Annotated in this window: 28 protein-coding genes and 1 riboswitch; of the genes, 12 read left to right on the top strand and 16 right to left on the bottom strand. The window is 65.3% G+C overall.

Going from position 1 to position 26,494, the window contains the following annotated elements; genetic code table 11:
• The 3 genes from B4400_RS02210 to B4400_RS02200 all read right to left on the bottom strand — a co-directional run.
• Positions 1-561, bottom strand: a 561-nt coding sequence (locus B4400_RS02210) for an FHA domain-containing protein (protein ID WP_139361224.1), incomplete at its 3' end; no start/stop codon positions are given.
• A gap of 55 nt (positions 562-616) precedes the next feature.
• Entirely contained in the window at positions 617-949 is a 333-nt protein-coding gene (locus tag B4400_RS02205) for a hypothetical protein (RefSeq protein WP_286141900.1), read from the bottom strand.
• A gap of 36 nt (positions 950-985) precedes the next feature.
• The gene (locus tag B4400_RS02200; protein ID WP_078308635.1) at positions 986-1,579 is read right to left on the bottom strand and encodes an NAD(P)-dependent oxidoreductase; all 594 of its coding nucleotides are present in this window, start codon (positions 1,577-1,579) and stop codon (positions 986-988) included.
• An 88-nt stretch (positions 1,580-1,667) separates the two neighbouring features.
• Between B4400_RS02200 and B4400_RS02195 the strand changes: the two genes are divergently transcribed.
• Complete coding sequence (locus B4400_RS02195) at positions 1,668-2,078, top strand: winged helix-turn-helix transcriptional regulator (protein ID WP_078308986.1); 411 nt, start codon at positions 1,668-1,670, stop codon at positions 2,076-2,078.
• On the opposite strand, the gene B4400_RS02190 is transcribed toward B4400_RS02195, so the two are convergent.
• Complete coding sequence (locus tag B4400_RS02190; protein WP_078308636.1) at positions 2,071-3,249, bottom strand: NADH:flavin oxidoreductase; 1,179 nt, start codon at positions 3,247-3,249, stop codon at positions 2,071-2,073. The two genes, B4400_RS02195 and B4400_RS02190, sit on opposite strands and share 8 nt — an antisense overlap.
• A gap of 89 nt (positions 3,250-3,338) precedes the next feature.
• On the opposite strand from B4400_RS02190, the gene B4400_RS02185 reads away from it, so the two are divergent.
• Genes B4400_RS02185 through B4400_RS02175 form a run of 3 tightly spaced genes read left to right on the top strand, consistent with a single transcriptional unit; the run spans position 3,339 to position 5,192 of the window.
• Positions 3,339-3,989: a nitroreductase family protein gene (locus B4400_RS02185; RefSeq protein ID WP_078288307.1), complete on the top strand. Its 651-nt coding sequence runs from the start codon at positions 3,339-3,341 to the stop codon at positions 3,987-3,989.
• Between the two features lie 22 nt (positions 3,990-4,011).
• Positions 4,012-4,866 (top strand): bifunctional methylenetetrahydrofolate dehydrogenase/methenyltetrahydrofolate cyclohydrolase, encoded by an 855-nt coding sequence (locus B4400_RS02180; protein WP_078308987.1) that lies wholly within the window; start codon positions 4,012-4,014, stop codon positions 4,864-4,866.
• Positions 4,863-5,192, top strand: coding sequence for a DUF3017 domain-containing protein (locus B4400_RS02175; RefSeq protein WP_078308637.1), 330 nt, complete (start codon positions 4,863-4,865; stop codon positions 5,190-5,192). Before B4400_RS02180 ends, B4400_RS02175 begins: the two co-directional genes overlap by 4 nt.
• Positions 5,193-5,196: 4 nt before the next feature.
• Here the strand turns inward: B4400_RS02175 and B4400_RS02170 are convergent, their stop codons facing one another.
• The 4 genes from B4400_RS02170 to B4400_RS02155 all read right to left on the bottom strand — a co-directional run bounded on the left by B4400_RS02170 (position 5,197) and on the right by B4400_RS02155 (position 9,181).
• Entirely contained in the window at positions 5,197-5,874 is a 678-nt protein-coding gene (locus B4400_RS02170) for a hypothetical protein (protein WP_078308638.1), read from the bottom strand.
• A gap of 67 nt (positions 5,875-5,941) precedes the next feature.
• Positions 5,942-6,676 (bottom strand): class I SAM-dependent methyltransferase, encoded by a 735-nt coding sequence (locus B4400_RS02165; protein ID WP_078308639.1) that lies wholly within the window; start codon positions 6,674-6,676, stop codon positions 5,942-5,944.
• 19 nt (positions 6,677-6,695) lie between these two features.
• Positions 6,696-7,850: a homoserine O-acetyltransferase MetX gene (gene metX / locus B4400_RS02160; RefSeq protein ID WP_078308988.1), complete on the bottom strand. Its 1,155-nt coding sequence runs from the start codon at positions 7,848-7,850 to the stop codon at positions 6,696-6,698.
• 2 nt (positions 7,851-7,852) lie between these two features.
• Positions 7,853-9,181 carry a bifunctional o-acetylhomoserine/o-acetylserine sulfhydrylase gene (locus B4400_RS02155; protein ID WP_078308640.1) on the bottom strand — a complete coding sequence of 443 codons (1,329 nt, stop codon included), beginning with the start codon at positions 9,179-9,181 and terminating at the stop codon, positions 7,853-7,855.
• 141 nt (positions 9,182-9,322) lie between these two features.
• A riboswitch (SAM riboswitch) is annotated at positions 9,323-9,459 on the bottom strand.
• A gap of 214 nt (positions 9,460-9,673) precedes the next feature.
• Between B4400_RS02155 and B4400_RS02150 the strand changes: the two genes are divergently transcribed.
• On the top strand, positions 9,674-11,911 hold the full coding sequence (locus tag B4400_RS02150) for an NADP-dependent isocitrate dehydrogenase (protein WP_078308989.1): 2,238 nt from the start codon (positions 9,674-9,676) through the stop codon (positions 11,909-11,911).
• A 75-nt stretch (positions 11,912-11,986) separates the two neighbouring features.
• Here the strand turns inward: B4400_RS02150 and ephH are convergent, their stop codons facing one another.
• Positions 11,987-12,865: an epoxide hydrolase EphH gene (gene ephH, locus B4400_RS02145; protein WP_078308641.1), complete on the bottom strand. Its 879-nt coding sequence runs from the start codon at positions 12,863-12,865 to the stop codon at positions 11,987-11,989.
• Between the two features lie 112 nt (positions 12,866-12,977).
• Here ephH and B4400_RS02140 point away from each other — a divergent pair, with 112 nt between their 5' ends.
• The 3 genes from B4400_RS02140 to yhjD all read left to right on the top strand — a co-directional run bounded on the left by B4400_RS02140 (position 12,978) and on the right by yhjD (position 15,921).
• Positions 12,978-13,787 carry an exodeoxyribonuclease III gene (locus B4400_RS02140; protein WP_078308990.1) on the top strand — a complete coding sequence of 270 codons (810 nt, stop codon included), beginning with the start codon at positions 12,978-12,980 and terminating at the stop codon, positions 13,785-13,787.
• Between the two features lie 63 nt (positions 13,788-13,850).
• Positions 13,851-14,873, top strand: a complete 1,023-nt coding sequence (gene trpS, locus B4400_RS02135; RefSeq protein ID WP_078308642.1) for a tryptophan--tRNA ligase — start codon at positions 13,851-13,853, stop codon at positions 14,871-14,873.
• A 19-nt stretch (positions 14,874-14,892) separates the two neighbouring features.
• Positions 14,893-15,921: an inner membrane protein YhjD gene (gene yhjD, locus B4400_RS02130; protein ID WP_078308643.1), complete on the top strand. Its 1,029-nt coding sequence runs from the start codon at positions 14,893-14,895 to the stop codon at positions 15,919-15,921.
• Between the two features lie 43 nt (positions 15,922-15,964).
• Here the strand turns inward: yhjD and B4400_RS02125 are convergent, their stop codons facing one another.
• On the bottom strand, positions 15,965-17,251 hold the full coding sequence (locus B4400_RS02125) for a D-alanyl-D-alanine carboxypeptidase family protein (protein ID WP_078308644.1): 1,287 nt from the start codon (positions 17,249-17,251) through the stop codon (positions 15,965-15,967).
• 76 nt (positions 17,252-17,327) lie between these two features.
• A complete protein-coding gene (locus tag B4400_RS02120) occupies positions 17,328-18,338 on the bottom strand; it encodes an SMP-30/gluconolactonase/LRE family protein (RefSeq protein WP_078308645.1) in 1,011 nt (336 codons plus the stop codon).
• 33 nt (positions 18,339-18,371) lie between these two features.
• Between B4400_RS02120 and B4400_RS02115 the strand changes: the two genes are divergently transcribed.
• Positions 18,372-19,280 (top strand): sigma-70 family RNA polymerase sigma factor, encoded by a 909-nt coding sequence (locus B4400_RS02115; protein ID WP_078308646.1) that lies wholly within the window; start codon positions 18,372-18,374, stop codon positions 19,278-19,280.
• On the opposite strand, the gene B4400_RS02110 is transcribed toward B4400_RS02115, so the two are convergent.
• The 5 genes from B4400_RS02110 to sdhC all read right to left on the bottom strand — a co-directional run bounded on the left by B4400_RS02110 (position 19,277) and on the right by sdhC (position 23,330).
• A complete protein-coding gene (locus B4400_RS02110) occupies positions 19,277-19,888 on the bottom strand; it encodes a carboxymuconolactone decarboxylase family protein (RefSeq protein WP_078308647.1) in 612 nt (203 codons plus the stop codon). The genes B4400_RS02115 and B4400_RS02110 overlap by 4 nt on opposite strands.
• 61 nt (positions 19,889-19,949) lie before the next feature.
• Positions 19,950-20,732, bottom strand: a complete 783-nt coding sequence (locus B4400_RS02105; protein WP_078297605.1) for a succinate dehydrogenase iron-sulfur subunit — start codon at positions 20,730-20,732, stop codon at positions 19,950-19,952.
• Position 20,733: 1 nt separating this feature from the next.
• On the bottom strand, positions 20,734-22,488 hold the full coding sequence (gene sdhA, locus B4400_RS02100) for a succinate dehydrogenase flavoprotein subunit (protein ID WP_078288709.1): 1,755 nt from the start codon (positions 22,486-22,488) through the stop codon (positions 20,734-20,736).
• Positions 22,489-22,512: 24 nt separating this feature from the next.
• Complete coding sequence (locus B4400_RS02095; RefSeq protein WP_167668237.1) at positions 22,513-22,932, bottom strand: succinate dehydrogenase hydrophobic membrane anchor subunit; 420 nt, start codon at positions 22,930-22,932, stop codon at positions 22,513-22,515.
• 59 nt (positions 22,933-22,991) lie between these two features.
• A complete protein-coding gene (gene sdhC / locus B4400_RS02090) occupies positions 22,992-23,330 on the bottom strand; it encodes a succinate dehydrogenase, cytochrome b556 subunit (RefSeq protein ID WP_233146583.1) in 339 nt (112 codons plus the stop codon).
• A gap of 343 nt (positions 23,331-23,673) precedes the next feature.
• Between sdhC and B4400_RS02085 the strand changes: the two genes are divergently transcribed.
• Genes B4400_RS02085 through B4400_RS02075 form a run of 3 tightly spaced genes read left to right on the top strand, consistent with a single transcriptional unit; the run spans position 23,674 to position 26,458 of the window.
• Entirely contained in the window at positions 23,674-24,072 is a 399-nt protein-coding gene (locus B4400_RS02085) for a cytidine deaminase (protein WP_078308649.1), read from the top strand.
• A complete protein-coding gene (locus tag B4400_RS02080; RefSeq protein ID WP_078308650.1) occupies positions 24,072-25,373 on the top strand; it encodes a thymidine phosphorylase in 1,302 nt (433 codons plus the stop codon). The genes B4400_RS02085 and B4400_RS02080 overlap by 1 nt, the downstream gene beginning before the upstream one ends.
• Entirely contained in the window at positions 25,370-26,458 is a 1,089-nt protein-coding gene (locus tag B4400_RS02075) for an adenosine deaminase (RefSeq protein WP_078308651.1), read from the top strand. The genes B4400_RS02080 and B4400_RS02075 overlap by 4 nt, the downstream gene beginning before the upstream one ends.
• Positions 26,459-26,494 lie beyond the last annotated feature (36 nt).

The following is a 26,494-nucleotide window of genomic DNA, read 5'->3' as shown; positions in this document are numbered from 1 at the left end:
GGGTATCGGGGTGGGCGCCGACGGGTACTGCTGGCGCGGACGGGTGGGCCCGGAGGTCCCATAGGTCTGGGGCCCCGAGGGCGGTGCGCTGTACGGGTGCTGCTGGCTAGGCGGCTGCCCGTAGGTCTGCGGCGCCGACTGGTATCCGCCGGTCGGGTAGTGCTGCTGGGTGCCGGTGTAGGCGGCCGGCTGCAGGCCCGACACATGACCGCGCATGGTGGGGGGAGCGATCCCCAGCTGTGTCTCGCCGCCGAGACCGCCGAGGGCGAACGTCATACGAGGTCCGCCAGGGTCACCGAGGTTGATCACGGTGTCATCGCGCACCTCGACCCAACCGACCTGACGACCGTTGACGAAGATGCCGTTGAGGCTGCGCTGGTCCTCGGCGATCCATTTGCCGTCGACAAACCTGATTATCAGGTGAATACGCGACACCAAGGGGTGCGTGATGCGTACATCGGCGTGGATATCGCGGCCGATATGAATGTCGTGCCCGGGTGCGAACTTTCGTTCGTCACCATCGAATACCACGGTGAGAGTGGGTGCTTCCCGACCAGTCATCGTCACCGACTGTATCGGGTCGCGCCGTGGGACCGTCCTTCCCGCGCCGGGTGGTTCACAGGCTCTGGAGCAGAAACAAGGTCCGGGCAAGCGCGGCGACGCACAACGCCGGCCAATACCAAATGTGCCAATGACGCCAGTGTCCGATGCCCATCGCTACCGGCGCAACCATGCACATCAGCACCGTCAGCAACGACCAGACGAAAACCTTGCCGGCTTCATCGGCCTGCTCCGGGAAGGCGCCGCCGAACCCGACGGGGAAGATGGTCGCGAATGCGGCGATGCACCCCGCGATACTGACCAGCACCCACAGCAGCCAGCTGACGACAGTCTCGACTGGCCCGGCGCCCCTGCCGGCCGATCGCCTCAACTCGCCGGTATCGGTCACGATCGCGAATGCTAATCGCGCCCGGCGCCGCCGGTATCAATTCGCGACCGTAAATCGTTCCCGTCGGTGCGCCGGGCGTTCGAGTTCGTCGGCCACCGCGACCGCGAAGTCCTCCGCTGAGATGGACTGGCCGGCCGGAGAGCTATCGGCGACACGGTAGGAGCCCGTGCGTTCTCCGGGCTCGATGAGTGGCGGTGGTGAGAGGTACACCCAGTCCACGTCTTGGCCGGTGAGTTCGAGGGATTCCAGAACGGCTGCGTGGGCAAGCGCCTCGGCGCGGTACGACTCGGGGAATTCTGGCGAATCCACCAAGCGTCTTCCGTCTACCCGCAGGGACCCTGCGCCGCCGACGACGAACAGCCGAGTGCCGTGGAGATTGGCAGTGGCCGTTGTGATCGCGTCGATGAACTCGCTGTGGGGAGCGCCGGAACGGCTCGGGCCTATCGCTGAGATGACGGCGTCATGCTCGGCGGCCGCCCTCGCCACGAGCGCTCCGTCGGAAAGGGATCCGGCCTGGGCATGATCCCCGCCTCGACGGCTGTACCCGGTCACTGCGTGTCCGCGACCGGCGAGCTCGGCCGCGATGCGGGAGCCGACTGTCCCGGTGACGCCGAATATTGCGATCTTCATGGGTGTGGGTCCTTCCGTAGGTGAGGTGGACGCTCCAAAGGTATCTAGTGGTAACTTGGTACCTCAAGGTAACTAAAGGAGTCTCATGATGTCTGCTGCATCACAACCCGCGGTGGGTGACTGGCTGGGGAATGCCTTCGACCAGAACTGCCCCACCCGCGTGGTGTTGGACAGGATCGGGGACAAGTGGACTGTGTTGGTGGTACTAGCTCTCGTTGACGGGCCACTGCGTTTTACCGTCCTGCGCGAACGGATCGGTGGCATCACCGGCAAGGTGCTGACCTCCACGTTGCGGTCGATGCTGCGCGACGGACTGGTAGAACGCACGGCGTACGCGACTGTGCCGCCGACGGTGGAGTACGAACTGACCGAGTTGGGTGATTCTCTGCGTCAGCCCATTGACGAGTTGAGGTCGTGGGCGGAGCGCCACGTTGCACACATCGTGCGCAACCGGGAGGCGCATGACGCCGGTCCTTCGCTGGCGTCGCAGCTTACGTAAGGACGCAGTGGGTTCTGCTGAAAATCGTGGCCATGCACTGATTGCAGTGCGTGCACCGCGAATGAGCGGCCCGATCGGCCGCCACGCGATTCACCAGATCCGGATCGGCCAGCAGCGCGCGGCCCATGGCCACGAACTCAAAGCCCTCCGCCATCGCCAGGTCCATGGTGTCGCCGCCGGCGATACCGCCCAACAGGATCAGGGGCATGTCCAGTTCGGCACGGAACCGGCGGGCATCGTCGAGCAAGAACGCATCGCGGTAGGGGTAGGACCGGAAGAACTTCTTCCCCGTGACGCGCACGCCCCACCCGAGGGGTTTGGGGAAGCCCTGGGCCAGCTCGCGGATCGGCACCTCGCCTCGGAACAGGTACATGGGATTGACCAGGGAGCTGCCCGCGGTCAGTTCGAGGGCATCGAGCCCGCCGTCCTCCTGCAGCCACTGTGCGGTCTGCAGCGATTCCTCGATGGGGATGCCACCGCGGATGCCGTCGGTCATGGTCAGCTTCGCGGTCACGGCCAGCCGGTTACCGGCCACCTTGCGTACCGCCCGGACCACTGCGCGCGCCACCTTGGCTCGGTTGGCCAGCGATCCGCCGTACTCGTCTCCTCGCCGGTTGAACAGCGGGCTCAGGAAGGAGCTCACGAAATATCCGTGGCCCAAATGGATTTCGACGGCGTCGAAACCGGCCTCGATGGCGAGACGGGCCGCGTTCGCATGGGCGGCGATCACGCCCTCGATGTCCGAGGCGCTGGCCCGCCGGGCGAACTTCATGCCCAACGGGTTGAAGAACCGGATCGGGGAGAGGGCAGGCGACCCATTCGATCGCGCGTTGGCCACCGGGCCGGCATGGCCGATCTGCGCCGAGACAGCGGCGCCGGTGTCGTGGATGGCCTCGGTGAGGCGCCGCAGCCCTGGCAGCGCCTCCTCGCGCATCCATACCTGGCCGTACTCCGTGCGGCCTTCGGGGGCGACGGCGCAGTACGCGATCGTGGTCATGCCGACTCCGCCCAGCGCGGGCCTGCGGTGGTACTCGATGAGATCGTCGGTGACCAGTGCGTCGGGGGAGGCGGCCTCGAATGTCGCGGCCTTGATCGTCCGATTACGCAGCGTGATGGGGCCAAGCCGCGCGGGTGCCAGCACGTCGGGGATATTGCGAACGTCGGCGGCCACGTTCCGGAGATTACGCCGCGGAAGGGGCTGGCGAATTCTGGATGTGCACTCCTACTTTTCGGCTCGGCCACGCGTTGTACGTTCGTCTCATGACCTCCCTGAATCTGTCAGCCGATGAAGTTCTGACCACCACCCGTTCGGTGCGCAAGCGCCTCGATTTCGACAGGCCCGTCGAACGTTCGGTTATCGAGGAATGTCTGAACATCGCGATGCAGGCGCCGACCGGTTCCAACCATCAGGGCTGGCACTTTGTCATCGTCGAGGACGCCGACAAGAAGAAGGCCATCGCCGACATCTACCGCGCGGGCTGGAACAAGTACGCCACCGGCCAAGGCCCCGAGTACGCCGAGGGCGACACCCGGGGTGAGCGACGCGACAAGGTGGTGGACTCGGCCGGCTATCTCGCCGAGAACTTCGAGCGGGCACCGTTGTTCCTGATTCCCTGCATCGAGGGGCGCCTTGACAACCTGCCTGTGGTCGGGGCGGCGTCCACCTGGGGGTCGCTGTTGCCCGCGGTGTGGAGCTTCATGCTCGCCGCGCGTAACCGCGGCTTGGGCTCGGCCTGGACGACGTTGCACCTGATGGACGACGGTGAGAAGCGCACCGCCGACATCCTGGGCATCCCGTTCGACAAGGTCACCCAGGGCGGGCTTTTCCCGATCGCATACACCGTCGGTACCGACTTCCGGCTGGCCAAGCGTCAGCCGCTGTCGGACGTCCTGCACTGGGACACCTGGTGATCACGTGGTGGATACTGGCTCGGTGACTTCGGCAACGGCGACTCGACTTGACGGTAAGGCCACCCGCGACGAGATCTTTGTGGAGCTGGCCACGCGCGCCGCGGCGCTCACCGCGGCGGGCAGGACAGCGGGCCTGGGCACCATCCTCGTAGGGGATGACCCGGGTTCTCAGGCCTATGTCCGCGGCAAGCACAACGACTGCGCCAAGGTGGGCATCAACTCGATCCGCCGCGATCTGCCGGCCGATATCGATCAGGCCACGCTGTGCGCGACCATCGACGAGCTGAACGCCAACCCGGACTGCACCGGATACATCGTGCAGTTGCCGCTGCCCAAGCATCTTGACGAGAACGAGGCGCTGGAGCGCATCGACCCCGATAAGGACGCCGATGGTCTGCATCCGACGAACTTGGGCCGGCTGGTGCTGGGCAAGGAAGCGCCGCTGCCCTGCACGCCGCGCGGAATCGTGTATCTGCTGCGCCGCTACGACGTCACGCTCGACGGTGCACACGTTGTGGTGATTGGCCGTGGTGTCACGGTGGGCCGTCCGCTCGGGCTGCTGCTCACCCGGCGTTCGGAAAATGCGACGGTCACCCTGTGCCACACCGGAACTCGCGATCTTGCCGCGCTGACCCGGCAGGCCGACATTGTCATCGCCGCCGCGGGGGTACCGCACATGGTGACCGCCGACATGATCAAGCCGGGCGCCGCGGTGATAGATGTGGGCGTGAGCCGCGTCGACGACACGTTGACTGGTGACGTCGCACCGGACGTCTGGGACGTCGCCGGATACGTCTCGCCCAACCCCGGTGGAGTCGGGCCGTTGACCCGAGCTTTCTTGCTCACCAACGTGATCGAGCGGGCGGAACGTTCGTGACAGCCCTGCAACCCGAGTCACGTGGCCTTCTCGCGGCGACACTTGACGCCATCCGCCGCTTCGCCCGGGAGCAGTGGCCGATCCTGGTGGTCTCCGCGGTGTTCCTGGTGGCATTGGGATTGGTGGTCGCCGACCGCTGGCGGCGCGGCGCGCTGGTCGTGGGCATCGCCGTGGGCGTGGCCGCAGCGCTGCGGCTGGTGCTTACCGACGAGGCCGCAGGGCTATTGGCGGTACGCGGCAAGACTTTTGATGTCGGTGCCCTTGGGGCTGTGGCAGCGGTGATGGTCTACCTGGCGTTGACGATCGACCCGCTGGGCACCGGATAGGCGCCTACTTGAGCAGTTGCACCGAGCGCGCGATGGTGTCGGCCTGCTCGCCGAAGAACTGTTCGGACGGCTCTCCGCTGGGGCTGCCGGTATTGCTCGTGGCGATCTGCCACCGTTGATCGCCCTGTCCGACAAACGCTACGTAGATCTTCGGCGTAATGGCGGCCGGTGGCTTGCCCTCGGCGGCCGCGGGCTTCTCCAGTTCCAGGCTGGCCGAGGCGCCGGGCAGGTTCGGTCCGTCCCATGAATCTCTTTTGTCTGCAGTGACTTTGGACTTACGGGTCTTGACGAAGGCGCTCACCGCGTCGGCGTTCGACGACGCCAACCAGTCCTTTACTTCCGGGGCAGCTGTGTTCTCGTCGGAAGCCACCAACTTACGGATGCGCACATACTGCGCGAACTCCGACGACTCCCACTTGGGCCGCACCTGGTAGGTCACCAGCCCCTTGTTGTCGTGCACCCCGTCGGAGAAGGCCACCCAGTCGTGCGGGACCGTGACGTAGATACCCAGCTCGGGGATGAACTGTCGGGTGTGCCGTTCGGCGGGGGTGCTACTGGCGGTCGATGCGGACTCGTTCTTGGTGTCCGAAGACGACCCGTTGGATCCACACCCGGCGAGGGCCGGGATCAGGAGTGTGGTGGTGACAAAGAGGGCTGCCAGCAGGCGGCGATCCGTACGCACGGGTACACCGTAGCGGCACGGGGCGGGTTCGTCTCTGTGAACTGGGGCACCTGATCCGGCGGTGCTTCTACTGGTTCAGGTTGGCGCGGATGCTCACGGTCACATAGGGCAGCGCCAGGCCCGTCGACTGGGCCAGCGCGGGGTGGGTGGCCAATAGCTCCCGTACCTGTTGAAGCGTCTTTTTCCGGGCGGCCTCGGGGGCGGTGATGCAGTAGCTGCGCGATGCCACCATGTCCAGAAGTGCTTGCGGAGTAAGGTAACTCGTCCACTCGACCTGGTGTCGCTCTTGTCCGGTGAAGGGTGCGGGCAGGCTAACGGCGTGGTTGAACGGATCGTCCTCGCTGCCGATGATTTTGCCAAGATCGGCGACCCAGCCCAGCCGCTCGTCGCGAGTGTTCCACACCAGCCCCAGACGGCCGCCGGGGCGCAGCACGCGAGCGACTTCGGGGATGGCACGTTCGGGATCCACCCAGTGCCAGGCCTGCGCCACCAGTACCGCATCCACACTGTTGTCGGGCAGCGGAATCTCCTCGGCGGAACCCAGTAGCGCGGGGGTATCGGGGAGTGAGTTACTGAGCACCTCAAGCATTTCCGCGAGCGGATCCACCGCGATCACGTTGAGTCCGCGCTCCACCAGGCGGGTGGTCAGCTTCCCGGTGCCGGCACCCAGATCCAGGACGTCGTGTGCTCCGGCCGGCAGTAGCCAGTCGATGGCCTCGGGCGGGTAGGAGGGGCGGCCCCGTTCGTAGGCCGCGGCCTGGGAACCGAACGACAGCGATGGCTCTGCGTGTGCGTCCGGCATTCGCGCTCCTCGGGTTCCGTTACGAAGCCTGTGTTGACTTGGCCAGGGCGAGTGTTTCCCGCACCAGCTCGCTCACCGCGTCGAACTCGATGAGGAACGCGTCGTGGCCGTGCACCGATTCGACCACCCGCAAGCCGGTACAACCGGGCAACAGGTCCGCTAATTCCGCCTGCAGCCGTAGCGGGTACAGCCGGTCGGACGTGATGCCGCCGACGACGACGGGTACTGGACAGCCGCGCAGAGCGTTCTCCACACCGCCACGGCTCCGCCCGACGTCGTGCCGGTTGAGTGCCTCGGTCAAGATGACGTAGCTGCCGGCGTCGAAGCGCCGAACGAACTTATCGCCCTGATGTTCGAGGTAGCTCTGCACCGCGTATCGGCCACCTGCCCACGGATCCTCGGGCCCGTCCGGGCCGACCTGGGGATCGTTGCCGAACCTGGTGTCCAGCTCGACCTCGCCGCGATAGGTCAGATGTGCGATGCGCCGGGCGAGGTTCAGCCCTTTTTCGGGAGTGCGTCCGCTGCCGTGGTAGTCGCCACCCTGCCAGTCCGGATCGGCCTGGATGGCGGCGATCTGCGTGTTCTGGGTGCCGATCTGATCGCCGGTGGCACGGGCGCCGACTGCCAGCACCAGCGCCGCCCGCACCGAATCCGGTTGCATGACAGCCCATTCCAGTGCACGTGCGCCACCCATCGATCCGCCGACGACGGCGGCGACTTCGGTGATGCCGAATTGTGCGAGTGCGGCGATATCGGCATTCACCTGATCGCGCACCGACACCCCGGGGAACCGTGAACCCCAGGGCTTTCCGTCTTCGGCAAGGGAAGTCGGGCCGGTTGTGCCCCGGCAGCCGCCCAGCACGTTGGTGGCGACCGCACACCACTGGTCGGTGTCGATCGCTGCGCCCGGACCGATGATCCCTTCCCACCAGCCGCCGGTGATGTGGTCGGGACCGGCGGCTCCGACCACATGTGAGTCGGCGGTGAGCGCGTGGCAGACGAAGACGACGTTATCGCGGCGCGGTGAGAGCTCTCCCCAGCTCTGGACCGCCACGGTCGCGTCGTCGATGACAGCGCCACTCTCCAGCGTGATCGAACCTATTGGTACATAGGCGATCTCATCGCCCTGGGGGAGGGTGATGTGTGAGCCGCTGGCGCGAAGATCGTCGGTCAAGGTCACGATGATGCCACCGCCGCGGGCTGTTTGAGTCTCCGTACCGCCGCGAATCCGGTGTCCAGATCGGCCAGGATGTCGTCGATGCCCTCGATGCCGACCGCCAATCGGACCAGTCCCGGCGTAACGCCGGAGGCCACCTGTTCGGCGGGTGCGAGCTGTGCGTGCGTCGTCGTCGCGGGGTGGATCACGAGCGATCGCACGTCACCGATGTTGGCAACCTGGCTGTGCAAGGTCAGCGAATCGATGAAGGTGGTCGCCGCCTCGACGCCGCCGTCCAGCTCGAAGGCGAGCACGGCGCCGGCACCCTTGGGGGCCAGCTCTTTCGCGCGTTCGTGCCAGCGGGAGGTGGGCAGCCCGGCGTAGTTGACGTGGGTGACCCCCGGCTGGGCGACGAGGTAATTAGCGACGCGTTCCGCGTTTTCTACATGGCGCTGCACGCGCAGGCTCAACGTCTCCAAGCCCTGGGCGATGAGGAACGCGTTGAACGGCGAGATGGCGGGGCCGAGGTCGCGCAGCAGCTGCACGCGGGCCTTGAGTGCGTAAGCCGGTGCGCCCAGGTCGGCGAAGACCACGCCGTGGTAGCTCGGGTCTGGCGTGGTGAATCCGGGATGGCGGCCCTGCGTCCAATCGAAGGTGCCGCCGTCGATGATCACCCCGCCAATCGCATTGCCATGTCCACCAAGGTATTTGGTGGCCGAGTGCACCACGATGTCGGCGCCGTGCGACAGCGGCTGAATCAAATACGGCGTGGCGACGGTGTTGTCGACGATGAGGGGGACGCCTGCCGCGTGCGCGATCTCCGAAATGCCGGGAATATCGAGAATGTCGTTCTGCGGGTTGGAGATCGACTCGGCGAAGAGCGCCTTGGTCTGCGGAGTGATGGCCCGGCGCCAGGATTCCAGATCGTCGGGATCCTCGACGAAGGTGGTTGAGACGCCCAGACGCGGCAACGTGTAGTGCAGCAGGTTGTAGGTGCCGCCGTACAGGCGCGGGCTGGACACGATGTTGTCGCCGGCCTGCGCGATGTTGAGGATGGCCAAGGTCGCGGCCGCCTGGCCGGAAGCCAGCAGTAGCGCCGCCACACCGCCCTCGAGGGCGGCGATGCGCTGCTCCACGACGTCTTGGGTCGGGTTGCCGATGCGGGTGTAGATGTTGCCCTCTTCGGACAGGCCGAACAGCGCCGCCGCGTGTGCGGTGTCGTTGAAGACGTAGGACGTGGTCTGGTAGATCGGCAGAGCCCGGGCGTTGGTTGCCGCGTCGGGGGACTGGCCCGCGTGGATCTGCTTGGTCTCGAATGCCCACTGGGCGGTGGGATCGATATTGGTCATGGAAAACCTCCTGGTGGTCGGTGCGGGGCTGGCGGTTTAGGGCATGCGACAGCGACAACAACGACAACAGGAATGCAGGGATTCACCCCCGGGTGACAAATACTTCATCGGGCCAACCTGTCTTCTCGGGGCCCGCCATCGGACCCGCGCTTGCCGTGTGGCCGACTGTCCTTTCATAACCCAGTCGGCTACTCAACCTGGTCATCACCCGGGGCACCCCACCGCGGTTGGAGGGTTGCCGACCAGCGAGCCGGGGCTTGACGCTGGTGCTCATGACCAGTGAGAAGCCTATCGCAATTCACCGAATGGTTGCCACCAGGTATGGGAGGCGCCACTCGGCGGCGCCCGGGAGGCTGCGATGGGAGCGCGATCACAGGCCGTCCGCCCGCCTAGGCTCGGAGACGACGTGATACTGAATAGGACGAGCCTGGCGACCCACCGGTCGCCAGATCTACCTCAGATTCTGACCGACCAACGACGCCGGGAGTGACCATGAGTGCGCAACAGCCGACCATCATCTACACGCTGACAGACGAGGCGCCGCTACTCGCGACGTACTCCTTTTTGCCGATCATCCGGGCCTTCGCCGGGCCCGCAGGTATCGACGTCCAAACCAGCGATATCTCCGTTGCCGCGCGCATCCTCTCCGAGTTCACCGACTACCTTCCCGAAGGCCAGCAGGTTCCGGACAATCTGGCCGAGCTGGGCCGTCTGACACAGCTGCCCGAGACGAACATCATCAAACTGCCGAACGTCAGCGCCTCGGTGCCGCAGCTCTTGGCCGCCATCAAGGAACTGCAGGGCAAGGGCTACAAGTTGCCCGACTACCCCGAAGACCCGAAGAACGACGAAGAGAGGGACATCTTGGTGCGGTACACCAAGTGTCTCGGCAGCGCCGTGAACCCTGTTCTGCGCGAAGGTAACTCGGACCGTCGCGCGCCGCGTGCGGTCAAGGAGTACGCCCGCAAGCACCCGCACAGCATGGGCAAGTGGTCGCAGGCGTCGCGCACCCACGTCGCGACCATGAAGGAAGGCGATTTCTACCACGGTGAGAAGTCGCTGACCCTGGATCGCGCCCGCAAGGTCAAGATGGTGCTGACGACGCCCAATGGCGAGGCCACCGTGCTCAAGGCCGAGGTAAAGCTGGGCGAGGGCGACATCATCGACAGCATGTTCATGAGCAAGAAGGCGCTCTGCGACTTCTACGAAGAGCAGATCGAGGATGCGTACAAGACCGGCGTGATGCTCTCGCTGCACGTCAAGGCCACCATGATGCGGGTCAGCCACCCCATCGTCTTCGGACACGCGGTGAAGATCTTCTATAAGGAAGCCTTCGCCAAGCACCAGGAGCTGTTCGACGAGCTGGGTGTCAATGTCAACAACGGCATGTCCGACCTCTACAGCAAGATCGAGGCGCTGCCCGCATCGCAGCACGAGGAGATCATCCGCGATCTGCACGCCTGCCACGAGCACCGGCCCGAGCTGGCCATGGTGGATTCGGCTAAGGGCATCTCGAACTTCCACTCGCCCAGCGACGTGATCGTGGACGCTTCCATGCCCGCCATGATCCGGGCCGGCGGAAAGATGTACGGCGCGGACGGCAAGCTCAAGGACACCAAGGCCGTCAACCCCGAGTCCACCTTCTCCCGGATTTACCAGGAGATGATCAATTTTTGTAAGACCCATGGGCAGTTCGACCCCACCACCATGGGCACCGTGCCCAACGTCGGTCTTATGGCGCAGAAGGCCGAGGAGTACGGCAGCCACGACAAGACCTTCGAGATCACCGAGCCCGGTGTCGCCGACATCGTCGACATCGACACCGGCGAGGTGCTGCTGAGCCAGAACGTGGAGGCCGGCGACATCTGGCGCATGCCGGTCGTCACGGACGCGGCGATCAAGGACTGGGTGAAGTTGGCCGTCACTCGAGCGCGGGAATCCGGCATGACGGTGGTGTTCTGGCTGGACACCGAGCGCCCGCACGAGAACGAGCTGCGCAAGAAGGTCAAGACGTACCTCAAGGATTACGACACCGAGGGCCTCGAGATCCAGATCATGCCGCAGGTATGGGCCATTCGGTACACGATGGAGCGGGTGATCCGCGGGCTGGACACCATCTCGGCGACCGGCAACATCCTGCGCGACTACCTCACCGACCTGTTCCCGATTCTGGAGCTGGGCACCAGCGCCAAGATGCTCTCCATCGTGCCGCTGATGGCCGGTGGCGGGTTGTACGAGACCGGGGCCGGTGGTTCGGCGCCCAAGCACGTCAGCCAGCTGGTCGAGGAGAACCACCTGCGGTGGGATTCGCTCGGCGAGTTCCTGGCGCTGGCCGTGAGCCTGGAGGACCTGGGTATCAAGACCGGGAACCCGCGGGCCAAGATCCTGGCCACCACGCTGGATGCCGCGACCGGGAAGCTGCTGGAGAACGACAAGAGCCCGTCGCGTAAGGCCGGTGAGCTCGACAACCGTGGCAGCCAGTTCTACCTGGCCCTGTACTGGGCATCCGAGCTTGCCGCGCAGACCGAGGATCCGGAACTGGCCGGGCTGTTCGCGCCGCTGGCCAAGCAATTGGTGGAGAACGAGGACGCGATCGTGGCCGAGCTTGCCGCGGTGCAGGGCAGCCCTGCCGATATCGGCGGCTACTACCAGCCAGACGCCGCGAAGACCACTGCGGTGATGCGGCCGAGCCAGACCTTCAACGCCGCCCTGGCATCCGTCGAGGTGTAGCTGGACGCGTCGAGTGTGAAACCTGGGCGGTGAATCAGCCGAAACTCCGCCACAGGTTCACACTCGGCGACATGCCTAGCCGACGTCGGATGCTGCGGCGCGCTTGGCGGCCACCAGCGGGTCGATCAGGTCGGTGATGACCTCGGTGACCTGGCCGGGCGCCTCGAGCATGGGCACGTGACCCATGCCCGCCAGGGTGATCCGCCGCGCGTCGGCGGGCAGCCCCTGGCCGATGAGCTTCCCGAACCGGCCCGGGGGCACGATCTCGTCCTTCTCACACAACACCAGCTGTGCCGGTACCGAGATGGTGTTCAGGTTCTGCAGCCCCGGCGCCGGCAGAATCGACGTCAGCGACGCGAAGTACGCGGGGCAGTGCGTGATGTCCTCGAAGATGCTGTGGAAGTCCGGAAGGCTCAGCGCCTCGGTCTCTCCGCACAGCGCGCGGGCGGTGGCGAACTTGACGAACGGCAGGCCCGCCGCGCGACGGCCCAACAGCCGGGAGAACGCCAGCCAGGGGAGCATGGCCGCGAACTTCACCACGATCTCCGCCTTCAGTGGCGAGTACTTGGTCCAGCCGCCCGCCGGCGCGATGGCCGTCACACTGCGGGCACGGCCACGCAGTGCCAGGCCCAGGGCGATCCAGCCACCCAGTGAGTTTCCTACCAGATGCGCTGTCTCCCAGCCCTTCTGGTCCATGATCTGTTCGACCTGATCCAGGTATACGTCGACCGAGCGCTGCGACAGCGGAGGTAGCGGGGGCATCGGTCCACCGCCATTGTGTCCGGGGTAGGTGGGTGCGAACACCTCATACCCGGCGTCGGCGAGCTGCTCGGCCACGGTCTCCCAGACCGACTGCGACAGCATGAACGGATGCAGCAGCAGGACCGGCTCGCCCTCACCCATCTCGATGGGTGCCCGCCTGTTCGATGGCTTCGACAAAATGGCTTCCAGCATGCGGTCCTCCTAGTGCGCCAACGTCGGCGTTGACATTACTGTCTGTTGCGTCAACTTACCGTGCCCCGTGGTGCTCATCACTGTCACACCACTCGACTATCGTCGGCGACCGATGATCACCGTCACCACCATCAACGTCAATGGCATTCGTGCCGCCGTCAAGGAGCGATCCGCCGAGAACCGGGGGCTGCTGCCCTGGCTGGAGCAGACGACCGCCGACATCGTGTGCCTGCAGGAGGTACGTGCGGAGGACGAGCAGCTTCACGAGGCGCTGGCCCCGGCCCTCGCCGCGGGGTGGCACGTGGTGAACGCCTCGTCGAGCGTGAAGGGGCGCAACGGCGTGGGCATCCTTAGCCGCGTCCCGGCTGCCTCCACCAAGGCGACGCTGGACGCCGACGGCGGCGAGTTCGACGAGGCCGGCCGGTACCTGGAGGCCCAGATCGGCGATCTCACGGTGGCGAGCATCTACCTGCCTACCGGAGAAGCCGGTACGGAGCGCCAGGAGGAGAAGGAGCGCTTCATGGCGGCGGTGGGTACCAGAATGGCCACGCTGGCGGGCAGTGGACGCGACGTGGTGATCTGCGGCGACTGGAATATCGGGCACACCGAGCGAGACATCAAGGCGTGGAAGGCGAACCAGAAGAAGGCGGGCTTCTTGCCCCAGGAGCGGGCCTGGGTCGGCTCGCTGCTCGAGGACGGATGGGTCGACAGCTTCCGGCAGCTGCATCCCGATGTCGACGGACCGTACAGCTGGTGGTCGTGGCGGGGTAAGGCCTTCGACAATGACGCGGGCTGGCGCATCGACTATCACCTTGCCACTTCCGATCTGGGGCGACGTGCGCACGCGGCACGGGTCGAGCGCGCGGACGCCTACGCACTGCGCTGGTCCGACCACGCGCCGGTGACGGTCGAATACCGATGAGCGTCTCGCGCGAAGAGCGGCTGCCAGAATCGCGTTGACCGGTCATGCCAGGATGGATGCACTATGACTGCTGATGCCGCCCTCCGGGGACGCCTGTTCTCCGGTATCCAACCCACCGCCGATTCCCTGCACCTCGGAAATGTGTTGGGCGCGGTGCAGCAGTGGGTGCGGTTGCAGCATGAATACGAAGCACTCTTCTGCGTCGTTGACCTGCACGCCATCACGGTGGCGCAGGATCCCGACGAACTGCGCCGACGTACCCGAGCGGTGGTCGCCCAGTATGTGGCGCTTGGCGTCGACCCTGCGGAAAGCGCCATCTTCGTGCAAAGCCATGTCCCGGCGCACACCGAATTGGCTTGGGTCCTGGGATGTTTGACGGGCTACGGTGAGGCGTCGCGGATGACGCAGTTCAAGGACAAGTCCGCCAAGCAGGGCAACGACGCCACCACCGTCGGCCTGTTCACCTATCCCGTGCTGATGGCCGCCGACATCCTGCTGTACCAGACGAATGTGGTGCCGGTGGGCGACGATCAGCGTCAGCACCTCGAACTGACTCGGGATGTTGCGCAGCGGTTCAACGGCCGCTACGGCGAGACCTTTGTGCTGCCGGAGACATTCGTGCCGAAGAACGCGGCGCGGATCTACGACCTGCAGGACCCGACGGTGAAGATGAGCAAGTCGGCCTCGACCCCCGCCGGGTTGATCAACCTGCTCGACGATCCGGCGGTCTCGGCCAAGAAGATCAAGTCGGCGCAGACCGACAGCGACCGGGAGATTCGTTTCGACAGGGAGGCCAAGCCGGGCGTCTCGAACCTGCTGAGCATCCAGTCCGCACTCACCGGTGCCGATATCGACACGCTCGTCGACGGCTATGCCGGGCGCGGCTATGGCGATCTGAAAAAGGACGCCGCCGAGGCGCTCGTCGAGTTCGTCACGCCGGTGCGTGACCGGACGAATGAGCTGCTCACCGATACCGCGGCGCTAGACGACATCCTGGCGGCAGGCGCGGCGCGCGCCCGGGAGCTGGCGGAGAAGACGCTCACCGAGGTCTATGACCGGATAGGGTTTGTCCGGCCCGCGAGGTAGCGAACAACAAAGGCGGTGAGTGGTGGCCGAAGACGACAAGCCCGGGATTCTCGACCGCTATCGTGCGCGGTTTCCCTGGTTCGATCACATCATGCGCATGCAGGAGCGCTACCAGAAGGTAAACGGCAACTTCTACGCCGCGGGAATCACATATTTCACGGTTTTTGCGCTGTTCCCTCTCATGATGGTCGGCTTCGCGGTCATGGGCTTTGTGTTGTCCAGGCGCCCGGACACGATTGCGGAGCTACGTGGCCGGATCAGCGGGGCGATCTCCGGCGAGGTGGGCAATCAGCTAATCAACCTGATGGATACGGCCATTGCCTCGCGTACCAGCTTGGGTATCGCGGGTCTTGCGACCGCGGCGTGGGCCGGGCTGGGGTGGATGGCCAATGTGCGTGCGGCGCTCAGCGCGATGTGGGAGCAGCCCAACGACTCCGACGGATTCGTGAGGGGCAAGCTGTCGGACTTGGTGGCCTTGGGCTCAACCTTCGTGGCGCTGGCCCTGACCATTGCGGTCACGGTCGTCGGTAACGAGAAAACCATCCTGCGAATACTCGGCTGGGTGGGGCTGCATGACGTCTCCATACCGGCGGTCCTGCTCAAAGTCGTCACGATCGCGATAGCGACGGTGTTGTCGTGGGCGTTATTCACCTGGATGATCGCGCGGCTGCCGAGGGAGCGGCTGCCGTTTTCGAGTGCGGTGCGGGCCGGGCTCATCGCGGCGATCGGTTTTGAGCTGTTCAAACAGGTCGCCTCGATCTACCTGAGCGTGATCATGCATGGCCCGGCGGGCTCCACGTTTGGTCCGGTGCTCGGCATCATGGTGTTCGCCTACATCACGGCCCGCCTGCTGTTGTATGCCACCGCGTGGGCGGCCACATCCGATGCGAACCGGTCATTTGTGTATGTGCCGCCGCCCGACCCAGTGGTCATCACCACGCGGGTCGAGACCGTCGAGCGGCCCTCCAAGCTGGGGGTTATCGCCGCCTTTGGGGCAGGAGCTCTTGGCGCGCTGGGTATTTCGTGGCTAGGCCGCGGCGGCGACTAAGGCCGTCAAACCAAGGCCGTCAACCAAGGCCGGTAAATAGGGTCTAGGCCTGGCGGCGGTTGAGTGATCTCGCCGCGAGGATAAGTCCGAAGACGATCATCGCGCCGATGATGGTCACGCCCACCCGGACGGGGACGCTGTTCACCGCGTCGGTGCTGAGGCCGGCCGCTTGGGGAGTGGCCCCGTTATCGGCATGCGGCTTGGTCAGCAGCGATGGGTCGGGGTCGACGAGCTTGCCGATCGAGGCGTCGCGTGGGGTCGAGAACCCGTAGTCGAGCAGATGAGCTGCCTGCTCCCACGGTGCGATCGGAAGACGCGTGCCGCGCAGCATGGTGACGACCAAGCGCCGACCGTCGCGTTCGGCGGCGCCGACGAAGGTCTGTTGCGCATCATCGGTGTATCCGGTCTTTCCGCCGAGCGCACCGGGGTAGTTGTAGAGCAACCGATTGTCGTTCGTCATCTCGTAGGGCGGGTGGTCATCGTGCTCACCGGGTTTGGCGGGGTGGCCCGGGAACATCGCCTTCGGCGCCGACACCAGATCGGCGAAGGTGGGGTCCGCGAACGCGTACTTGTAGAACAGCCCCAGGTCATAGGCCGAGGTGCTCATGCCGGGACCATCGAGACCTGAGGGAGTCGCCACTCGGGTATCTCGCGCGCCGAGTTTCTGCGCCATGTCGTTGAGCTTGGCGACGGTCTCATTCATGCCGCCGAGCTGGACGGCCAGAGCGTGTGCGGCGTCGTTGCCCGAGTTCATGAGCAGGCCAGTGAGCAGTTGCCGGACGGTGTAGGTACCGCCGACGTCGACGCCGACCCTGGTGCCCTCGCTGTTCGCGTCGTCCTGGGTTCCCACTACCGCCTGGTTGAGGTTCAGGTTGTTGATGGCATCCATCGCGATCAGCACCTTGATGACACTCGCGGGTCTGTGCCGGGCATGGGGGTCCTTGGCGGCCACCACATTTCCGGTGTTCAGGTCGGCGATAAGCCAGGACTCCGCGGAAATATCGTTGGGGATGGGCCCGGCACCGTCCGGAGTGATCACGTCGCAGCTCCCGAGCATCTCGCCGCCGATGGGCTTGGCGGGCACCGGAAGCGGCGCGGGTGGATCTCCGCCGGCCTTGGGTACCTCGGAGGTATCGACGGCCGGAGGCGTGACGACCTTGTAGGGGCACCCGCTGGTATCCGGCGGCGTGAATCCGGGCTCGGCGGTGGCGAGTGGTGTGCTTAAGGGGAAGGTGGCGACGATCAGCCCGGCGGCGGTGGCCGCGGCGAGGCGCGTCGCGGCGGTCCGCAGCGACGGGCGGCGATCGGGCGCAGAAATCCAGGTGGTCATCGCCTTGCCACAGTAAGTGAACACCACCCTGAACTGGGGGATGTTACGCCTGTGTCGGATGTGACTTACCGGCCGACTACGGCGACGGTGCGATATCGGCCAGGCTGAGGTGGCCGACGGCCGACGACCCGATGCAACCCAGCCAGAGCCGGCCGCCCGATTCGACGACACCGGTGGTGGTCTGCAGGCCCGGGTTGCGGCCGCGGATATTCGCTATTGCTGCTCCGGTGTCCGGATGGAACGCGACAACCCAGGCATCGGCGGTGACAGCGGGTTGAATCGATTCGGGTAGTTGCCAGATGAGTTTCCGCAGTATCGGTGCGCGCGGCACCAGTGCCTCCAGCGCGGCATTGCGCGGCCCCGCCATCGCCACCCAGATCCGGCCGTCGGATCCGGTGCTGATGTTGTCGGGCATGCACGGCAGTTCCTCGGCGAGCCGTGATGTCTCTCCCTGCCCGGTGCCCGACAGCGTGATCGTGCTCAGGCGGCGCCCGATGGTCTCGGCGTACACCAACCGGGATTCGTCGGCGGTCAGGGTGACGCCATTGGTGAAGTACAGGCCGTCGGCGATCGTGGTGACGGTTCCGTCGGTATCGCGGCGAAACACCCGGCCGGTGCCGCGCCCTTCGATGGCCGCCGCCCGGTACTCCTCGAACGGGAATCGCGCCGTCGACTCGCTGAAATAGATTGTCCCATCGGATGCTTCGGTGACATTCGAGCAGAAGATCAGCGGCGGTCCATCAACCTTGGTGACAAGTGGCTCGATATCCGCAGAGGCCGGGTCGAGCGCCAGCAGCTTGTCACGGCTGCAGATCAGCACGCGCCCGTCGCGCGCGATATGCAGGCCCAAGGGTGGGTGCTCGGTGGTTGCGACATGCGTGATCTCGGCACCGTCGGGCGAGATGCGGAGAATCTTTCCATCCACCACACCGGCCCAGATGTTGCCCGCTGCGTCGGCCACGACGTCCTCGGGACCGTGACCGGGGACCGGCACCACCGTGAGCGAGGGCAGGGGCTGCGGGTTCAGGGATAGCGCCCGTACCCCGGGCGGCTGCCAGCGGACGGGAGCGATCGACGGCTTGGCCATGGGCTCACCCTATTGCAGGCCTACCCTGAAATGATGGCAGTTCCGGTTCGTGATCGCACCGACGAATTCGAGGCGCTGCGCCCCCGGCTGCAGGCGGTGGCCTATCGGCTCACCGGCAGTGTTGCCGACGCCGAGGACATCGTCCAGGACGCCTGGCTGCGCCTGTACTCCGCGACCGCCGAGATCGAGGACTTGCCGGCGTGGCTGACCACCGTGGTCTCCCGGCTGGGGTTGGACCGGCTGCGATCCGCCGCCTATCGCAGGGAAACCTATGTGGGGGAGTGGCTTCCGGAGCCGGTGGTCACCGGTCTGGATGGCAATGATCCGCTGGCCGCGCTGGTGGCCAGCGAGGATGCGCGTTTTGCGGCCATGGTGGTGCTGGACCGCCTGGCGCCGGATCAGCGTGTGGCGTTTGTCTTGCACGACGGATTCACGGTGCCGTTCAAGCAGATTGCCGAGATTCTCGGCATCAGCGACGCGGCGGCGCGGCAACTCGCCACGCGTGCGCGCCGGGCGGTGACGGCAGCCCCGGAACCAGCGCCCGATGCCGAGCACAACGAGGTGGTCGGCAAGCTGCTCGAAGCCCTCATGTCGGGCAGCCTGGAAGCCGTTGTCCGACTGCTGCATCCGGACGTGACGATGACGGGGGATTCCAACGGCAAGGCGCCGACCGCCGTCCGGGTCATCCATGGCCCCGACAAGGTGGCCCGTTTCCTGCTCGGCCTGCTGGACCGTTACGGCCCGCAGATGATGCAGGCCATCAATCCGGCGTTGGTGAATGGGCAGTTCGGCATGTATCTGACCGAGACAGACACCGACCCGGACTTCAGGCCGGTGCTGCCCCGTGTCAGTGGCTACACGGTGCGGGACGGCAAGGTGCTGGCAGTCTGGGACGTCAGCAATCCCGACAAATTCACCGGCACACCGCTGCGTAGCGGCTAGGCGTCCAGGGAGTCCTGGGAAGTCGCCCACGGAACCCGGCAGGCATCACCGGAATTGAAGCCCTGCTCGGTGATTCCGAGCGCCGCGTAGGTGCGGGCGCGCATGTTCTCGACGCCGATCTGATAGGTCAGCTCGATCACTCCCGCGTCACCGAACCGCCGCCGCAAGTCCTGGACCTGTTCGTCGGTGATGTCGTGTGGATTGCCGGTCATCGCATCGGCGTACGCAATGGCGGCACGCTCGTCGTCGGTGAATAGCGGAGATGTCGCATATCCCTCGACGGCCTTGAGGCGCTCGACATCCAAGCCGTCGAGCCGCTGCAGCATGGAGCCAAAGTCGACACACCAGGAGCAGCCCACCGTACGGGCGGTCCAGAACACCGCGAGTTCACGGACACTCACCGGTAACACCTGCGAGGCGCTGCTTAGCATCTGCTCATGCATCGCGGCCGCGACCATCAGCTTGCGGTGGTGGGCGATGACCGTAAACGGCTCAGGCACTTGTCCGTATCGCCGTTTGGCGACCCGGTACATGATGCGGGTGAGCAGTGAGGCCTGGTGCGGGGCAACGGGCTCGATACGTGTTGTTGTGCGTGGTGTCTCAGTCATATCCGTATGACGAGACAGCCCGCAGATGTGTGACAGGGGCCGTGCAAAGAGATCAAACCGGCTAGCGCGCGAACATCAGCGCGCGCTTGACCTCCTGGATCGCCTTGGTGACCTCGATACCGCGCGGGCAGGCGTCCGTGCAGTTGAACGTGGTGCGGCAGCGCCACACTCCGTCGACGTCATTGAGGATGTCCAGGCGTTCGGCGGCAGCCTCGTCGCGGCTGTCGAAGATGAACCGGTGCGCGTTAACGATCGCCGCGGGGCCGAAGTAGCTTCCGTCGCTCCAGAACACCGGGCAGCTGGTGGTGCAGCAGGCGCACAGGATGCACTTGGTGGTGTCGTCGAAGCGTGCGCGGTCGGTCTGGCTCTGGATGTACTCGCGTGTCGGCTGGTTGCCGCTGGTGATCATGTACGGCTTCACGGCGCGGAACGCGTCGAAGAAGGGCTCCATGTTGACCACGAGGTCCTTCTCCACGGGGAGACCACGGATGGGCTCGATGGTGATGGTGAGCATCTTCTTGGGCTTCTTGGGCAACAGATCGCGCATCAGGACCTTGCAGGCCAGCCGATTCACGCCGTTGATCCGCATGGCATCCGAACCGCACACGCCGTGTGCGCAGGAGCGACGGAAGGTCAGCGTGCCGTCCAGGTAGCCCTTTACGTACAGCAGCAGATTCAGCAGCCGGTCCGTCGGCAGGCACGGCACGCGGAAGCTCTGCCAACCGGCGGCGTCCGGATCCTCGGGGTTGAAGCGCTGAATCTTGAGTTCCACCATGACCGCGCCCTCGGGGACCGGCGGCAGCGGCGGGTCGCCTGCTTCGGCTTTCTCGATAACCGCAGTCATCTCAGTACTTCCGTTCCATCGGCTCGTACCGGGTCTGGACAACGGGCTTGTAGTCCAGCCGGATATCGGACAGCAGCTCGGCACCCTGCTTGTACGCCATGGTGTGTCGCATGTAGTTGGTGTCGTCGCGGTTCGGGTAGTCCTCGCGGGCGTGTCCGCCGCGGGATTCCTTGCGGTTGAGCGCACCGACCACGGTCACCTCGGCGAGTTCGAGCAGGAAGCCCAGCTCGATGGCCTCGAGCAGATCGCTGTTGTAGCGCTTGCCCTTGTCGTGCACCGTGATTCGGCTGTACCGCTCCTTGAGGCGGTGAATGTCCTGCAACGCCTGCTTGAGTGTCTCTTCAGTGCGGAACACCGCGGCGTTGTTGTCCATCGACTGCTGCAGCTCGGTGCGGATGTCGGCCACCCGCTCGTCGCCGTGCTCGGAGAGCACGTCCGCTACCCAGTCGGTGACCATCGTGGCCGGGTTCTCCGGCAGTTCGACGAAGTCGTGGGCTTCGGCGTACTCGGCCGCGGCGATACCCGCCCGACGACCGAACACGTTGATGTCCAACAGCGAGTTGGTGCCCAACCGGTTGGCGCCGTGCACCGACACGCAGGCGCACTCGCCGGCCGCATACAGACCGGGGACAACGTTGTCGTTGTCGCGCAACACCTGTCCCTTGATGTTGGTCGGGATGCCGCCCATGACGTAGTGACAGGTCGGGTACACCGGAACCAGTTCGGTGACCGGGTCGACGCCCAGGTACGTGCGGGCGAATTCGGTGATGTCCGGCAGCTTCGCTTCCAGCACGTCGGCGCCGAGGTGACGCACGTCGATGTAGACGTAGTCCTTGTTCGGTCCGGCGCCGCGGCCCTCGAGCACCTCGAGAACCATTGACCGCGCCACGATGTCGCGGGGTGCCAGGTCGACGATGGTGGGGGCGTAGCGCTCCATGAATCGTTCACCGTCGGCGTTGAGCAGACGACCGCCCTCACCGCGCACGGCCTCGGAGATCAGGATGCCCAGACCGGCAAGGCCTGTCGGGTGGAACTGGTGGAACTCCATGTCCTCCAGCGGCAGTCCCTTGCGGAACACGATGCCCAGGCCGTCGCCGGTAAGGGTGTGCGCGTTGGAAGTGGTCTTGTACATGCGGCCCGAACCACCGGTGGCGAAAACGATTGCCTTGGCGTGGAACACATGGATGTCGCCGGTCGCGAGCTCGTAGGCGACGATACCGGTGGCCACCGGGCCGTTGGGCGTCTCGGTGAGCACGACATCCAGCGCGTAGAACTCGTTGAAGAACTCGACATCATGTTTGACGCAGTTTTGGTACAGCGTCTGCAGGATCATGTGGCCGGTGCGGTCCGCGGCGTAGCAGGCGCGGCGCACCGGCGCCTTACCGTGGTCGCGAGTGTGACCACCGAAGCGGCGCTGGTCGATTCGGCCCTGGGGCGTCCGGTTGAACGGCATGCCCATCTTCTCGAGGTCGAGGACGGCGTCGATGGCCTCCTTGCACATGATCTCCACGGCGTCCTGGTCGGCGAGATAGTCGCCGCCCTTGACGGTGTCGAAGGTGTGCCACTCCCAGTTGTCTTCCTCGACGTTGGCCAGCGCGGCGCACATGCCGCCCTGGGCGGCGCCGGTGTGACTACGTGTCGGGTACAGCTTGGTCAATACCGCCGTACGAACGCGAGGTCCGGCCTCCACGGCGGCGCGCATACCCGCGCCGCCCGCGCCGACGATGACGACGTCGTACCGATGTTCCTGAATGATGGGGGAACCCATAGTGAAAAGCCCCTAACCGATGTTCGGGTTGAAGGTCAGCAGGACGTACGTGCCGAGCACAACCGTGAAGATGATCGACAGCGCCAGCAGGCAATTGAGCCAGAACCGGGTCGAGTCCTTGCGGGTGTAATCGGCGATGATCGTGCGCATGCCATTACCGCCGTGCAGCTGCGCGAGCCACAGCATCGTCAGGTCCCAGGTCTGCCAGAACGGGCTTGCCCAGCGCTGCGCCACGAAGTTGAAGTCCAGGCGGTACACGCCGTTGTCCCACATCAGCATGATGAACAGGTGGCCGAGTGCCAGGAAGATCAGGACGACGCCCGACAGACGCATGAAGATCCACGCGTACTTCTCGAAGTTGGGCATGCCCGACCCGCGCCGGGGCGCGCGGGGATTGTCCAGCGCGGCAGGGCGGTCGTAGTTGCGCTCCATTACGGGAGCGAGGCGACCGCTGGCGCGAGTGCTCGCATTGGGGCCGGTCTGAGGTGTTGTCACAGGAATCGCTCCGCCATGTGCATGAGAATCCGGGTTACCGCGGGAACCATCACCACAAACCAGGTGGCGCCGATGATCCACAGCATGAGCCGCTGATAACGCGGGCCCTTTGACCAGAAATCGACGAGGATGACTCGGACACCATTGAGCGCGTGGTACAGGACCGCCGCTACCAGGCCGAGTTCCATCAGACCGACGATCGGGGTCTTGTAGGTCTCGATCACCGAGTTGTACACCTCGGGGCTCACCCGTACGAGGGCAGTATCCAAGACGTGGACGAAGAGGAAGAAGAAAATCGTGGCACCGGTAATGCGATGCAGGACCCAGGACCACATTCCTGGATCACCACGGTATAGCGATCGCTTGAGGCGATTACCTTCGCGGCCAGATGTGGCCGTATCGGGCGTCGCAGTCGTCACGTGGGCCTCCAACACCAATGGTGGACTGGGGCCAAATGGCGCGGTCAATGGGGGCGTCCATGACGCGCAACCGATGGCCCAACGGTGGTCGGCGAACCGTCTCCCGAACTCTAAACCCATTCCGAGGTGGCGCCGAAATCGCGTGAGCATAGAAAAGCGCCGAAAAGCACCGTACTCCAAAGTAAGTTAGGTAAACCTTGCACGAGCAAATGATGAGCCGACGCGACTTTCATAGGGCCGACAGGGAGGTTTCCCGATCATGTTGATCGATTGGAAAGGGTTGCGGGACAAGGCATATGCCGTAACGAAGCATTCGTATGCGCCGTATTCGAAATACCCGGTGGGGGCCGCCGCGCTCGTCGACGATGGTCGGGTGATCGTCGGCTGCAATGTGGAGAATGTCTCATATGGCCTGGGTCTCTGTGCGGAGTGTTCTGTGGTGTGCGCCCTGTTCTCCACCGGGGGAGGACGGCTCCGGGCACTGTCTTGTGTCGATTCGCGCGGTGAGCCGCTGATGCCCTGTGGCCGGTGTCGTCAGCTACTTCTCGAACACGGCGGCCCCGACCTGTTGATTGATCACGCAGATGCGCCGCGACGACTCGCGGAGCTACTCCCGGAGGCCTTCGGCCCCGATGACCTGGACCGGGGCCGGATCTGATGAGCACTTCTGAGCCGGGCGAGTACGCGTTCGATATGCCGTCGATCATCGCTGCCAAGCGCGACGGCGGGAAACTGAGCTCGGGAGCCATCGACTGGCTGATCGGCGAGTACACCCGCGGCGGCATCGGCGAAGAACAGGTCGCGGCACTGCTGATGGCGATCTATCTGCGGGGTATGGACACCGCCGAGACGACGGCATGGACCGCGGCGATCTTGGCCTCGGGTGAGCGGCTCGATCTGTCGGGCTTGTCCCGGCCGACCGTCGATAAGCACTCCACCGGGGGAGTGGGAGACAAGATCAGCCTGCCGCTGGTGGCGGTGGTGGCAGCCTGCGGTGCGGCGGTGCCCCAGCTGTCGGGGCGCGGTCTCGGGCATACCGGCGGCACCCTGGACAAGCTTGAGTCCATCGCGGGAATCCGTGTCGACCTCACCAACGAGGAGATACGTCACCAGCTTTCCGATGTCGGAGCGGTGATTTGCGCCGCAGGGGCATCATTGGCGCCCGCTGATCGAAAGCTGTACGCGCTGCGCGATATCACCGGCACCGTGGAATCGATACCGCTCATCGCCGGGTCGATCATGAGTAAGAAGCTGGCCGAGGGAACCGCTGCGCTGGTCCTGGATGTCAAGGTGGGTGCCGGTGCCTTCATGAAGTCCGAGCAGCAGGCGCGTGAATTGGCTTCGGCGATGGTTGATCTGGGGACCGCACACGGGGTCGGGACCAGCGCTCTGCTGACCGCGATGGACACGCCGCTGGGACTCACCGCCGGAAACGCCGTCGAGGTGCAGGAATCACTCGACGTGCTGGCCGGGGGAGGACCCGATGACGTTGTGGCACTCACCGTGGCTCTGGCCCGCGAAATGCTTTCCGCGGCCGGTATCGACGGCAAAGACCCGGCCGCGACGTTGATCGACGGGACTGCGATGGACGTGTTCCGGGCGATGATCCGCGCACAAGGCGGCGATCTCTCGGTGCCACTGCCGGTCGGGCAGTGTCAGGAGACCGTGCTCGCTCCGTCCAGCGGTGTCATCCACCACATCGATGCGATGCCGGTCGGGGTCGCCGCGTGGCGGCTCGGAGCGGGGCGTAGCCGTCCGGGCGAGACCGTGCAGTACGGCGCCGGGGTGCGTATTCACCGCCGTCCGGGCGAATCGGTTGTCGCAGGCGAACCGCTGTTCACGCTGTACACCGACACCCCCGAACGTCTGCCGGCCGCACTCGGCGCGCTGGATGGTGGCTGGGGTATCGGTGCGGCGCCCCCCGTTGCCGCGCTCATCATCGATAGACTTTCGGTGTGACGGCCGAACTCGATTTGGTGTCAATCACCCAGGCTCCCAAGGCGCTTCTGCATGACCATCTGGACGGGGGGCTGCGGCCCGCCACCGTCCTGGATCTGGCGCGGGAATCTGGGTACGAGAACCTGCCGGCCGAGGACGAGGGTGCCCTGGCCTCGTGGTTCCGTACCGCCGCCGACAGCGGCTCCCTGGAGCAGTACCTGGAAACCTTCGCGCACACCGTGGGTGTGATGCAGACGGCGGCGGCGCTGCATCGCGTCGCCGCCGAGTGCGTCGAGGACCTCGCGGCCGATGGCGTGGTGTACGCGGAGGTGCGTTTCGCGCCGGAACTTCATATCGACGCGGGTCTGACCCTCGATGACGTGATGGATGCCGTGTTGGCCGGGTTCGCCGACGGTGAGCGGAAGGCGAGCGCGGACGGTAAGCGCATCAAGGTACGCACCCTGGTCACCGCGATGCGGCACGCCGCGCGGTCTCGGGAAATCGCCGAGCTGGCCGTGAAGTTCCGCGACCGGGGTGCCGTGGGTTTCGACATCGCCGGGGCCGAGGCCGGCTATCCGCCGAGTCGCCACCTGGACGCCTTCGAGTACATGCGGAATGCCAACGCCCGGTTCACCATCCATGCCGGTGAGGGATTCGGGTTGCCGTCGATCCACGAGGCGATCGCCTTCTGCGGTGCCGATCGGCTGGGTCATGGAGTGCGGATCGTCGACGATATCGATATCGACCCCGACGGCACCGCCCACCTCGGCCGGCTGTCCTCGCTGCTGCGCGACAAGCGGGTGCCTCTGGAGCTGTGCCCGAGCTCGAATGTGCAGACGGGAGCGGTCGACAGCATCGCCGACCACCCCTTCGACCTGCTGGCGCGGCTGAGGTTCCGGGTGACCGTGAACACCGACAACCGGCTGATGAGCGATACCTCGATGAGCCGCGAGATGCTGCGACTCGTCGAGACGTTCGGATACGGCTGGAGTGACCTTCAGCGATTCACCATCAACGCGATGAAGTCAGCCTTCATCCCGTTCGACGAACGGTTGGCCATCATCGATGACGTGATCAAACCCGGATACGCGGTCCTGATCGGTTAGCAGCCGCGGTGATCATCTAGCCGTCACGGTAGATCG

The organism is Mycobacterium sp. D16Q13 (assembly GCF_002013375.1).
In the GTDB taxonomy this organism is placed as follows: Bacteria; Actinomycetota; Actinomycetes; order Mycobacteriales; family Mycobacteriaceae; genus Mycobacterium.
This window is presented reverse-complemented; position numbering and strand designations above follow the sequence as displayed.